This is a genomic window from Aquirufa nivalisilvae (assembly GCF_004307455.1).
Lineage (GTDB): Bacteria > Bacteroidota > Bacteroidia > Cytophagales > Spirosomataceae > Aquirufa > Aquirufa nivalisilvae.
Genome location: NZ_SEWX01000008.1, coordinates 247,196 through 259,846 on the forward strand (window position 1 = coordinate 247,196; position 12,651 = coordinate 259,846).

General features: G+C 37.1%; 9 protein-coding genes. 4 read left to right on the forward strand and 5 right to left on the reverse strand.

The window, feature by feature from the left end; all coding sequences use genetic code 11:
* Window positions 1-79: 79 nt before the first annotated feature.
* Window positions 80-766 carry an alpha/beta family hydrolase gene (locus tag EWU22_RS12115; RefSeq protein ID WP_130925753.1) on the reverse strand — a complete coding sequence of 229 codons (687 nt, stop codon included), beginning with the start codon at window positions 764-766 and terminating at the stop codon, window positions 80-82.
* Between the two features lie 1,050 nt (window positions 767-1,816).
* On the opposite strand from EWU22_RS12115, the gene EWU22_RS12120 reads away from it, so the two are divergent.
* Entirely contained in the window at window positions 1,817-4,444 is a 2,628-nt protein-coding gene (locus tag EWU22_RS12120) for an outer membrane beta-barrel family protein (RefSeq protein WP_130925754.1), read from the forward strand.
* An 84-nt stretch (window positions 4,445-4,528) separates the two neighbouring features.
* Here the strand turns inward: EWU22_RS12120 and EWU22_RS12125 are convergent, their stop codons facing one another.
* On the reverse strand, window positions 4,529-5,380 hold the full coding sequence (locus EWU22_RS12125; RefSeq protein WP_130925755.1) for a ThuA domain-containing protein: 852 nt from the start codon (window positions 5,378-5,380) through the stop codon (window positions 4,529-4,531).
* 165 nt (window positions 5,381-5,545) lie between these two features.
* On the opposite strand from EWU22_RS12125, the gene EWU22_RS12130 reads away from it, so the two are divergent.
* Window positions 5,546-7,567, forward strand: coding sequence for an InlB B-repeat-containing protein (locus EWU22_RS12130; RefSeq protein WP_130925756.1), 2,022 nt, complete (start codon window positions 5,546-5,548; stop codon window positions 7,565-7,567).
* 13 nt (window positions 7,568-7,580) lie between these two features.
* Window positions 7,581-8,072, forward strand: coding sequence for a PaaI family thioesterase (locus EWU22_RS12135; RefSeq protein WP_130925757.1), 492 nt, complete (start codon window positions 7,581-7,583; stop codon window positions 8,070-8,072).
* Between the two features lie 3 nt (window positions 8,073-8,075).
* On the opposite strand, the gene EWU22_RS12140 is transcribed toward EWU22_RS12135, so the two are convergent.
* The 3 genes from EWU22_RS12140 to EWU22_RS12150 form a co-directional block, all read right to left on the reverse strand.
* A complete protein-coding gene (locus tag EWU22_RS12140; protein WP_130925758.1) occupies window positions 8,076-9,365 on the reverse strand; it encodes an acetylxylan esterase in 1,290 nt (429 codons plus the stop codon).
* Between the two features lie 68 nt (window positions 9,366-9,433).
* A complete protein-coding gene (locus EWU22_RS12145; RefSeq protein ID WP_317127128.1) occupies window positions 9,434-10,990 on the reverse strand; it encodes a M20/M25/M40 family metallo-hydrolase in 1,557 nt (518 codons plus the stop codon).
* A gap of 106 nt (window positions 10,991-11,096) precedes the next feature.
* A complete protein-coding gene (locus EWU22_RS12150) occupies window positions 11,097-11,606 on the reverse strand; it encodes a hypothetical protein (RefSeq protein WP_130925759.1) in 510 nt (169 codons plus the stop codon).
* 229 nt (window positions 11,607-11,835) lie between these two features.
* Here EWU22_RS12150 and EWU22_RS12155 point away from each other — a divergent pair, with 229 nt between their 5' ends.
* The gene (locus EWU22_RS12155; RefSeq protein ID WP_130925760.1) at window positions 11,836-12,603 is read left to right on the forward strand and encodes a glucose 1-dehydrogenase; all 768 of its coding nucleotides are present in this window, start codon (window positions 11,836-11,838) and stop codon (window positions 12,601-12,603) included.
* Window positions 12,604-12,651 lie beyond the last annotated feature (48 nt).

Genomic DNA, 12,651 nt, shown 5'->3' on the forward strand with positions numbered 1-12,651 from the left:
TTCAAAAAGATAAATAAATTCTATGAAATAATGAACGATTACATATATACGTAAAAACCGTTTAATCAAAACCTTTTATCTATTGCTTTGACATTAAGACTTTTTCAATTTCTGATTTAACTAGGAGCAAATCACTTTCATTTAAGAGGAAATCGTGATCAACGTCGATAAATGACAATTGAATATGGGAAGATAAGGTATATTGATTAGCGACTTCTCTTCCTCCATAGGAATCTCTTTCTCCTTGAAATATCATCATAGGTTTTTCTACCCAAGCCAAATGCTCCGTACGAAATGCCGCATCTCCATCTTCTGGATGTTTAAATGGATACCCTAAACAAATGATATGATCAACTGCTATCTGATTGGCTATACTACTAATGACAATAGAGCCTGCTGACCTTGCTAAAACAACTAAATGAGATGTATGAGGAGCTATTCCAGCAATGTATTTTGCCACCACCCTCGTCCTAAATTCTAAACTCGAAATACGATTCATGATAAATAACAGGAAATCGACCCATTGCCGCTGAACCAAGACAACATACATAGCACGAAAAAGCGGCAGAAAAATACGATTGATCAACATATTCTCAGAACCTAGCCTTCGCATGAAAGCAAATCGAATTCGATCCATCGGATCAAAAACTACTTCAAATCCGCCTAACTGCAAATTCCCTAAAATCTCCTGATATAAATAACTATCTCTGTCCAGAGCTTCTCGACCCAACACCAATAAATATTTCTTTTTACTCTGTTTCCTCATTAAAAAACGAGTCCTGATAATTAACAGGATTCGGGTTTATAAATTTCGGGTCAATTACGGCACCCTAAACGATTATTCAGGTAGACATTTCTGCCTCAGAAAATTCTTGAAAGTAAATAAAACTTAGTAGTTATAATCTACCATTGAACGTATCGACACTTATGTAAATTTCGCAAATATATTTCAAAATTATTGTCCTGTACTGAGATAAATACAGGACCATCTTCAAAATAAGCTAGACAATTTACGACATCAGATCTTTCAAAAACTGAATACTTAATCTAATAAATTAACAAGTATTAACTATAACTATTCAAAGTCTAGCTTATCTTCAATATTTCAAATTAATTCATGTTAAGACTTGTTAATTACCTACACAATTGCGACGAAAGTTTCATTTTAATCTACGAACAACCCAGCTAGGCCCTCTCGATAATATCCAATTCCTTTACTAATAAGAACAAGATCTAATATAGCCAAATTAGATTTTCACTTTGACAACCTTTTGTTAGTCAACTTGTGAAAAATCTCTAAAAAAATTAAAATAAGGCCTTTTTATACTTTCCAAATAAGAAATCAAAGTACTTACATTCCATAAAAACCACTGGACACAATTTTAGACCTTAAGTAAATTGTTCAATTTTTCATTCCTACCTTTGCTATCCCAAAGGCACATGAGCATGACTATTATTACCATGTGTTGATCAGAATGACTGATGGAAACAGCGTAAAGAAACTGTAAAAATTAAATTAAATTTTAAATATCAAATTAGTACAAATCCAATTTTTCGTTCTCAAATGACATTTTCTTTTCTCAACAATTTCATCTTTCATCTATACATTTCCCAGCTGCGAAGAATAAAAATTCAAACCTGGAAGCCCAATGTACCTTTGCGATACATTTATTAAGAAGACAACCACCGATTAAACCCTAAATAAAATTATCAACCCATTTACTCATTGAAATTTTAAAAAATTAATACCCGTTCTACCCAGATTTTGAATTATTGCAGCCCTTCTAGGTAGACAAAACAGTTTAACAATCAACCCATGAAAAACTACATTTTAACATCCATCATTGCACTGATCTCTTTTTTCAGTTTCGCACAAGGACCTGCAGGTGCCGGCGGAAACAGTGCTCCCAATTTTAATCGTGGCCATATTTTCGGTAAGGTAGTCGATGAGCAAGGTAAACCCGTGGAATTTGCATCTGTGGTATTGCTTAAGACCGTATTAGATCCTGCTACAAAACAAAACAAAGACATTTTAGTAAAAGCTCAACAAGCTGAACTTAACGGAGATTTCAACTTCAAGGAAATTCCAGTGAATGTTCGTCTAAAATTGAAAATCAGTTTTGTTGGGTATAAAAATTACGAAGCTCCCGTTCAATTTGAAATGCCTAAAATGGATCCAAGCTCTGCTCCAAAACCTGGACAAGCACCTGATCCAGCTGTTATGGCAAAAATGATGGCCGCATTTGAAAAAGATTTAGGAAACATCAAATTATTATCTGATTCTAAAGAATTAGAAGCTGTAGTCGTTACTTCTACAAAAGCCTTGTTGGAAATGGACATTGATAAAAAGTCATTCAATGTAGGTCAAAACTTAGTAACGTCAGGTGGTACTGCGGTAGACGTAATGAGAAATATTCCATCCGTTCAAGTAGATATCGATGGAAACGTTAAAGTTAGAAATGCCAGTCCTACTTTATTTATTGATGGAAGACCTACTAGTTTAAGTATGGATCAAATCCCTGCAGACATCATTGAAAAAGTGGAAGTTATTACCAACCCATCTGCTAAATACGATGCTTCTGGTAGTATGGCGGGCATCATCAATATTATATTGAAGAAAAACAAAAAGAATGGTTACAATGGTATGTTGAATTTGAGTGCAGACCGTTTTGGTGGTTCTAGCATCATGGGTAACTTCAGTTATCAACAAAATAAATGGAGCTTGACTTTGATGGGCATGAAAATGAACATGAGAAACAATACCGAAGGAAACAGCCAAAGAAGTAGTAACATTGGTGGAGTTGAGTCAAGTGTTTACCAAGATATCAATAGTAAAAACAAAGGGTCGATGTTTTTCCCTCGTTTCAGTGTTGACTATGCTGCCACAAACAGAACTACGTTAACATTAGCTGGATTCTTTGGTGGTGGTGGAAAGTTTTCACCTACAGAAGATATCAAAATCACTAGTACAGTAAACAACTTTACCACATTTAGCAATCGTTTATCTGAATCATCTAGAGAATTTAACCCTAGTGGTTTACAACTAGGATTCAAACACACATATCCGAAAGCTGGTGAAGAATTGAGCATGGACTTCAACTATTTTGGAGGTACTAACAAAAACGATGCTACATATACTACTCACTATTTGAATAACGGTAATATCACTGGTACTCAAATTCAGAAAAACATTGGATCTGGAAGTAATAACTTCATGACTTTCCAAACGGATTATGTGAAGCCTTTGAAGAATGATGGCAATATTGAAATGGGAGTAAGAGCTCAGCTTTTTGAATTGGTAAATGAAAATAACAATACCTTGAAAGCTGTAGGTTCTGACGTGTACAAAGCCATCCCATCTGCATCTACCAATTATGAAAACAAAAACAATGTATATGCTGCTTATGTATCCGTTTCTGGAAAAACAGCTAACAAAATTTCTTATAAAATTGGTTTACGTGCAGAGAGCTCTAGTTATGATGGAAAATTGTTGAATACCAATCAAACTTTCAGCAATAGCTATCCTTTAAGCTTATTCCCTTCCATCTTCTTGAAAAAAGATTTAACTCCAACCGATCAGCTACAATTAAGTATCACCCGTCGTGTTAGCCGTCCCAATTTCTTCCAGATAATTCCATTTGTCGACTATAGCGACAGTTTAAATATCACCAGAGGAAATGCCAACCTAGTGCCAGAATTTACTACTTCGGGAGAACTTTCTTACAGCAAAACAAAAGGTTCAGCTACTTTCTTATTGTCTGGGTACTATAAGTATACAGATAACTTGATTACTCGTTATTTAAGTCAAGAAATCAACCCGATCAGTGGTAAATTGGATTTAATCAACACATTTGTAAATGCCAATTCAAGTATCAACTATGGTATTGAAGGAACTTACACGAATAAACTTCAAAACTGGTGGGACTTAACAGCCAATGTGAACATGTATAATTCTAAAATCAATACAGCTAACATTGATAAAGCTCAGGTAACAGATGGTCTTTGGACTGTATTTGGTAAAATCAACAATACCTTCCAACTTCCTAAAAAATGGTCTATCCAACTTTCGATGGATTATCAAGGAAAAACTAATATGCCAATTACACAAAACCAAGGACAAGGTGGTGGCGGTGGTGGACCTATGGGACAAGCACAAAGCTCATCTCAAGGATACATTGAACCATTCTATGGAGTTGATTTAGCTATCAAGAAAACATTCTTGAAAAACGATTTAGCTTCCTTGACCTTAGCTGCTAATGATATCTTCAGAACAAGAGGAAACACAAGATACTCTTATGGCGAAGGATTTACTCAGAAATACTATCGATTGTCTAACCCTCAAATGATTCGTCTTACTTTGTCTATCCGTTTTGGACAATTTAACATGAGCAGCATGAAGAAAAACAACAATCAGAACCAAGATGGTATGCAAATGGGTCAATAAGATTTTTGTAGGTTAATGATATTATTCACAAACGGGTCAATCTTTGATTGACCCGTTTTGCTTTTATGATAAACCACTAAGAGTTTAATTCCCTAAAGACCAAAGAATACCTTGTTCAATTAGTTGAGTAAAGGCAGGATTCGCCCATACCTCTTTGGAATGTCCCATAGAAGTATAAAAAGTCTTTCCTTTGCCAACTGTTTTATGCCAAGCTACTGGGTGATATTTTCCCATTCCAAAATTCTTATCCTTCATCCACAACATATTTCCACTAGGTAAAATCTTTTCTCCATCAATAAAATAAATTACTTGAGCATCTTTAGGTTGATTAAAAAAGACATACCATTCGTCATTTCCTTCCCAGGTAGCAAGTAACTTGGCTTTTAAACTAGAATCAACCTTTGCCTCCAAGGTTACTATTGCTTTTTGAAATTGAGGACTTAAAGGATGGTGAGAAAAAGTAGTCCCTAATAGATTATCTACATACCAATTCCAATGATGCGAATTGTCTCCTGCCCCATGAATTCCCATCAATGATCCTCCATTTTCTACATACTTTTCTAAGGCCAATTGCTGTTCATCATTCAATACCCGACCTGTCGAATTATTGAATATGACTAGTTTGAATTTAGCTAATTGCTCCTCATTAAAAACCCCTCCTTCTTCCGTTTCAAATACTGACCAATTATTTTTCTTAGCCATAGCCTGAATGATAGGTTTAGATGCATCGATGGATTCACCGTGTCGAAAACCCGTTGTTTTTGAGAACAATAAAATAGCTGGTTGATTTTCCGCTAAAGTCAAATGTGGTTTTTCTGTTTCATATGATACTGGGAAACCGTTTTGCACTTTGTACATGAACAATGCTCCTAGAGCAAAAAGGCTAATGACCAAGCCCAAAAAAGTCCAAGCAATGATTTTAAAAACTCGTTTCATAGGATATTTTTTTAATTTAAAAACACTCAGATTGGGCTCTCCATTGAGTTGAGCACAGCTAGACGGTTAATTTAATGATAATTGTCAGAATCCAGTAAATTTTCAATAAATGAATAGATATTTACAAGACACTTACATTAACACAGCCGAAATAATATTCCATCCATGTGCAAGAAACAAGTCATTCTCTGCCTAATAGCTCTATTCCTTTTTTCTTGTTCGAAAGAAACCATAGAGCATCGATTATCTGTGGTGGCTGTTCCCAACATAGGAGGAAGCGTTACACCATCTACAGGTACATTTGAGCAAGGTACAATGATCTCTCTATTGGCAAATCCTGCTCCCGAATACCTTTTCAAAGATTGGAGCGGAAGTATTTCTGGAACTTCTAATCCATATAGTCTGAATATGAATTCAGACAAAAGCATCACGGCTAATTTTGAAAAAAGAACTTACCCTTTAAGCATTGAAATAGAGGGGCAAGGAACTGTTCAAGAAACCATCATCAGTACGCAATCCTCTACACCATATTCCTCCGGCACAGTGGTTCAATTAAAAGCCAATCCCGTCGATGGTTGGGTATTTAAAGGTTGGACTGGTGATCTAAGTAGCGAGTCCAATCCCAGTTCTATTCGTGTAGATAAAGCCGTGCAAGTCAAAGCCACTTTCGTAACGGATTACCCCATTAAATTAGATCTAATTAATAAGCCTAGCAGTTTATTTGTTTCTCAAAACTACCCGATTAAGCTAGAAGTAAGCTACAAATCAGGCACAAAGAAAATAGTAGAACAAGGATTTACGAGTTCCCTCCTTGACGATGGCAGCCTGGTAGCAAAGCTAACCAATCAGAACCTCTTAGCGATTAAAAGTGGGCAAATTCAGCTGAAGATAGATCTTGAAAATCTAAGTCAGACTTATCCCATTACCATTAGTCCAGTGGAAGATGTGGCTGATTTTGATGTATTTCTAAAGACACCCGTAAGTTCGAGTAGCATCGTGGTTCCAGTAGTAGTCATTAGTTTTTTACCAACCAAAGACGGCATTAATCTAGATATGAATTTAGCGCCAGACGATTACTGGGAATTAAAGAATTCGACATTACAAGAAGCGAAAAATAGGTTTACAGGAGAATTAAAAATTACCAAATTTGGCATAGAGGAAGGCTCTCGATTTAGACAATACAATACCACTCAAGAGGCTAAGCCCTACGCTGGGTTTAAGGTTATTAAATTTTTCAATGTCTATGAAGTAGAATTCACGAATTATATCACTGGCCTTAAAACCTTTGATTACCATAAACTATTCCAAAAACTAGGAATGGATACCTTAGTTAACCAATACCAAGTGAAAGAGATTTGGTTCAATGCATTTGTCAAAGACAAAATCCCATCTGTGGTCAATTCACCCTATAATGACCCCAATACTTATTATAATTTCCCAGAATCCAATATGTCGAGCCCTACAACAGGTGATGTCTCGAATTCCTATTATTTCCCAAATGATTTACCTATTTACAAAAATACCTACGTCGTATACGGAAACTCTGGCCACCGTGGAGCAGATACCAATTTACACAACCGGGGTCATCAGATAGAGGCTCAAATGAATTATATTGAGAATTTAGTTCATAAGCCCGCCATTGGGAGTGCTCTATTTAAGAATTACTTTGTAGGAATCAAGCCTTCCTCTGGCCTACCGTTAAATCGAGTTGGCATGACTCATTTTCCACCCAATACTTCTGTTGATTATGACTATGATAATACAAATTTGGTCAGTAGTGATATTTTAGATTGGCAAGCCTCTGGAGGAGCAATTACCAAGGTTAATCGGGATCTCTGGAAAAACATCGTTTATCCATATTCTTTCGTAAACAAAAATTACGGTCGCAATCAGACAACGGATTATAGTCAGGATGCCCAAGTAAAGTGGCTAATTTTTTGGTGGCAGTCTATTCCAGGTTTAAACCATAATTTGACCTATAACAATCAAAAACTAACAAATTGGTGGGATCTATTTTACCATTGGGATGAGGCCATCAAAAATGGAAAAGGCTTATATGAAGTCCCAGCAGGAAAGTCGAAAGGCGTTAATTCGACAGCTCAAAATAGGACTCAAAGTAGCGATTTTGAAATTTGTACAGAAAATGAAATACCTTTGAAAAAAACATTTTCATCCCAAATTAAATAAGCGATAACATTATATGAATCCATCTTTTGGCAAGTTTCAAAGAATCATTACCAATCCCATTTTATTCAAGTTTTTTATACTCCAACGCTTATCTGCGGCTTTCTGGGCCGGATTGAATATTCAGCATTTTGATGACAAAACCTGTGTTGTTCGAGTGAAGAAATCCTGGTTTAACCAGAACCCCTTTAATTCCATGTATTTTGCAGTGGAGGCCATGGCCGCAGAAATGAGTTGTGGCATGCTGGCTTTTTCCCAGGTTTATGAAAGAAAACCCGCTATCAGCATGTTGGTTGAAAAAATAGAGGCTTCCTTTTTAAAGAAAGCCTCAGGCATTATTTTATTCACATGTGAAGACGGAGAAGCCATTCAAAACACCATTGAAGCTGCCATTCAAAGTGGAGAAGGCACCAAAATGATTTGCAAGTCGACCGCCACCAACCAAGAAGGAATCATTGTAGCTGAATTCTTATTGACTTGGTCATTTAAGGTAAAAAGCAAAACTTAAGAGCTATTTAATCAGATTACCGGTTAACCAATTCGTCATCTTCTCAACTTGTTCTGGGTAATTCCAATGTCCCGTGTCCAAGGCCAGATACAATTCTTTGGGCGCTGAAATCACATTATAAGCCGCGTACATAGAAGTAGGTGGACAAGTTTCATCGTTAAATCCCCAAGAATAAAAACCAGGAACCTTTAATCTACGAGCAAAATTGACCACGTCATAATAGGCAATAGTTTCTAATTTAGCTTTGGTTTCATTGACAGCTCGACTGTTCTTATCAAAATAATGCGGCCATCCTCCAGCTCGATTAAACAAATAACCGGTCACATCTGCTAATGCAGGATAATAGGCGCCCAAAAATTTCACCCGATTATCTAAGGCGGCAGTTACGATAGATAGAGCTCCACCCTGACTACCACCAGTAACCGCTAAATTTTGGCCATCATATTGAGGCAAAGAAGTTAAAAAATCATTGGCTCTAACACAGCCTACATAGACCCGTTTGTAGAAAAAACGGTCCTTATCATCCATGTTATAGGTTGGATATCCGTTCAAGATTCCTGCTCCTAAATCAGTATACACAGATGGGTCCATATTAACAGGAATACCATGTATGCCAATCTGAAGTGTTATCATTCCTTTTTCAGCATTGGCTATATCCCCGGCATAAGGCCTAACTCCTGCACCTGGCACATGCAACAATGCAGGATATTTCCCAATTTTTTTTGGTACACAAAGGATCCCATACAAGCGAGCCCCCAATCGATAATTTTGAATATTCACATGATAGACATTGGTTTTCTCCGTACATCTTTCTGGCATTAAAGTCATTTTAGCATCCAGAGGAATTTTAGCTAATTCTTGTTTCGCTTTATCCCAAAATGCATCAAAATCGGAAGGGTTAGCCACGGTAGCTTGTAATAAATTAGGAGAGAAACCAACCGTTGCTAGATTTCTGTATTCTTTCCCATCTACCTCGGCAATAACAATGCAACGAAGAAAACCAGCTGAAGTAAGCGTCCCTCCGTCTAATTGAGTGGAGCCATTGGCTAAAACTTGATTATCCTTTTTCCAAGGTTCTTGTTTCTCTGGTCCAATTTCGTAGCGAATTTTGACTTGAGGAATGGGGCTTCCATTTTTGGAAACTACGATAGAAAAATTTACTTTTTCTCCGGGTTTATAAAGCCAATCAGGATGATCTGCGGATACTTGAACTTTAATTTGCTTTTCTGTAGGCTGAGCTAAAGTCAGATGGACAGAAAAAAGTAAACACAAGAGAAAAAGTATTTTTTTCATTTCAATAGGTTTTGTTTAATTAAAATTCACATGATTCTAACATCATTAGAAATGCCCAAGCAGGTTCATTAATTGGTACCACCACTTCGCTTTGATTTCACTTGGCTAGGCCACTTTTGTCCAGCGGGTAATTCAGCCTTTTCGGTAGAAATCTTTTCTGGTTCCTCACAAGCCATGTACACCATAATTGCCGTCAAGATGGCATTACTCTTTACATCATCAAAAACAATTTTATCGTATGTATCTCGGTTAGTATGCCAAGTATATGCGCCATAAGACCAGCTCAAAGAGCTTAAATTGAAACCAGGTGTGCCTACAGCAACGAAAGAAGCAAAGTCAGAGCCTCCCCCACCTGGCGTACCAGGGAAATTGGTTTTAATTCTATTTTTAATTGTATCTGGAGCCGCTGCTAACCATTTACTTAAATAATCCTTTGCTTTGGCAAATCCAGATCCTCCCAAATTCACCACTCGCCCTGTGCCATTATCTTGATTGAATAAAGCTTGTAAGTTTGCCACAACTTCAGGATGGTCCTCCACAAAAGCCCTTGATCCATTTAAACCTTGTTCTTCACTTCCCCAATGTCCCACCAAAATAGTCCGTTTAGGATTTGGATATACTTTTTTCAAAATACGCATAGCCTCCAACATCACCAAGGTTCCTGTGCCATTGTCTGTGGCGCCAGTTGCTCCATCCCATGAGTCTAAATGGGCCGAAAGCATAACATATTCATTAGGCTTTTCTGTCCCTTTGATTTCAGCATGTGTATTAAATGTGGGTACCGTGCCAAGTTCTTTGGATTGGGTATTGACTGTAATTTTGGGTTGATTACCTGATTCAGTTAAACGATATAAAAGACCATAATCTTCCAAGGCCACATTGACCGTAGGAATCTTTCGAGTAAAAGCAGCAAATATTTTATTGACCCCAAACCCGTTTGACCAAGTACTGGAAACAATTCCAATAGCACCTGCTTCTTCCAAAGCTAAAGCTAATTTTGCGTTGGTAAGACCCGTCTTAGATATACGTTTTCTCCAAGCTTCCATTTGAGCCTCCCGCTCTTTCTTCATCGTTTCAAACGATTCTTTTTGAGCAAATTCTTGCCAATTATAATCAGGCCTACCTGTCATTTGAGGCATAGAAATTAAAACAAATTTACCTTTAACTTGAGGCAACCAAGCTTTAAAAGCAACAGAATCCGCTACATCAGCTAAAATGATTGTCTCCCCAGTTTTAGGTTTTTTGGTTGCAGGACTAAAGGCCAATTGGGTTCCTTCTAATGATTTGATCCAGGGCGAAACCATATCAATGGATGATATACCTCGGTCCCAGCCGCGCCAAGTTCCGTAATTTTCTCTTCGAGCATCAATTCCCCATTGTTTGTATTGTTCTATTGCCCAATCGCTCGCTTGTAGCATTTTGGTAGAACCCACTAAGCGTGGACCAATGCCATCAATTAGTTCATGTGCCATTCTCTTGAGATGAGAATTCTCTGTTGCTTCTTTGACAATGGCATTGACAGTGGATGATTGATTTTGTTGAGCCAACAAAGGTGTGGCCATTAGGCTTAAACCAAGCACAAGCTGGCTTAAACTAGAAGTTAAGTTGTTGATAGAAGTTTTCATAGCTTAATAATACAAAAGAATTTCCCTGAAGCCAAAAAATGTATTCAGACAGGCCTATAAGACCTGTTAAACAAAGCTGTGAAAATCTATAATGGAAATTTAAAAACTAACTCTTTCCTAAAAGACTCAAAACATCAGCTATTTCTGTCGGCTTTTGGGTACCAATCAACAACCTACTTCCATCTTTAAATTCCAATTGGAATCCTTGATCTCCCGAGACATTAAATGCTTTTCCTTTTCCAAACATCCCATATCTTAATCCCCATCCTCCATATTCCCAAAGTGGAGAATATTTTCTTACGTAGACTTTTTCAAGTACATCAAATGCATAAAACTTGAATGTAAAATGAAAAGGAAAGAAGCGAACATAAATTCCGTTGGCTTGTATTTGAGTTTCTAGTTTCAACATCAAGAATAATAAAACAAAAACTGCAAAAAAGACATTTGTAATCACTAAGCCTGTATTACTCATAGGATTATCCCCGAAAGTAATTCCCAGAAATAGCTGTTTGTATGTCCCCAACAAAAAAAAGGCACAAAAACCAATTAATACAACCCAAAGCCACCATTGGTTAAACTTTTGAGTCTCTGAAAATAATATCTTTTCTGTAGACATAAGGAAGAAGTTTGGAAGTAGATATTCGACTACGAATGTATCAAATTATTCATTATCAAGTTATTGGACAACATATTTAAATGCCCAATCGTTGTAACGCTGTCAAGGTTCCAAACCTTGCCAGCGTTGGGAAAAAACCTAAGCAAAGTCATACTTTTTTCAACCAATACTTGCCAAATTCGCCCATCATTTCACCATTTATTAGGTAATTTTCAGAAAATCAATTCATATGAAAAAGTTAGAAAATAAAGTTGCCATTGTTACTGGAGCCGGAGCCGGAATGGGCAAAGCCATTGTTATGCTTTTTGCCCAGCAAGGAGCTAAGGTCGTTGCGGGAGATATTAATCCAAGTCGACTTGACGAATTGGCCAAAGAAGTAAAATCTGCTGGTGGAGAAATCAACACAGTTGTTGCTAATATGAGTATTGAAGCCGATATAGACAATCTAATTAATACCGCTGTCTCCACCTATGGAACCTTAGACATTTTGGTCAATAATGCAGGCATTATGGATCATTTCCAACCCGTAGGAGAAGTAGAAAATAGTATGTTGGAAAAGGTTATGAAGGTCAATTTCGAAGGGCCATTTAAAGCCATGAGAAGTGCTGTTAAAATATTCTTAGAAAAAGGAAAGGGAAATATTATCAATGTCTGCTCCATTGGGGGCTTAAAAGGAGGAGCGGCAGGAGCAGTTTACACCTCTAGTAAACATGCTTTAGTAGGACTGACTAAAAGTACGGGGTATTTGTACAGTAAATCAGGAATTAGGTGCAATGGAATTGCACCCGGTGCCGTCAATACCAGTATCAGTGAGACCATTGACATGACTAAAATTACACCTTTAGTCAATGACCGTATTATGACTGGTCTAGCACTCAACCCGAGAGCCGGTGAAGCTTCGGAAATAGCACAAGCTGCCCTGTTCTTAGCCAGCGATGATTCTAGTTTTGTGAATGCGGAAATACTAACTGTTGATGGTGGATGGAGCGCTTATTAATTCATCAATAAAAATCAAAAAAGAGGATATTGACATCAACATCCTCTT

Bases quoted from the DNA above. Each gene is read 5' to 3' on its own strand.
- EWU22_RS12115 (WP_130925753.1), bottom strand. From the start codon at position 766: ATGAGGAAACAGAGTAAAAAGAAATATTTATTGGTGTTGGGTCGAGAA.
- EWU22_RS12120 (WP_130925754.1), top strand. From the start codon at position 1,817: ATGAAAAACTACATTTTAACATCCATCATTGCACTGATCTCTTTTTTC.
- EWU22_RS12125 (WP_130925755.1), bottom strand. From the start codon at position 5,380: ATGAAACGAGTTTTTAAAATCATTGCTTGGACTTTTTTGGGCTTGGTC.
- EWU22_RS12130 (WP_130925756.1), top strand. From the start codon at position 5,546: ATGTGCAAGAAACAAGTCATTCTCTGCCTAATAGCTCTATTCCTTTTT.
- EWU22_RS12135 (WP_130925757.1), top strand. From the start codon at position 7,581: ATGAATCCATCTTTTGGCAAGTTTCAAAGAATCATTACCAATCCCATT.
- EWU22_RS12140 (WP_130925758.1), bottom strand. From the start codon at position 9,365: ATGAAAAAAATACTTTTTCTCTTGTGTTTACTTTTTTCTGTCCATCTG.
- EWU22_RS12145 (WP_317127128.1), bottom strand. From the start codon at position 10,990: ATGAAAACTTCTATCAACAACTTAACTTCTAGTTTAAGCCAGCTTGTG.
- EWU22_RS12150 (WP_130925759.1), bottom strand. From the start codon at position 11,606: ATGTCTACAGAAAAGATATTATTTTCAGAGACTCAAAAGTTTAACCAA.
- EWU22_RS12155 (WP_130925760.1), top strand. From the start codon at position 11,836: ATGAAAAAGTTAGAAAATAAAGTTGCCATTGTTACTGGAGCCGGAGCC.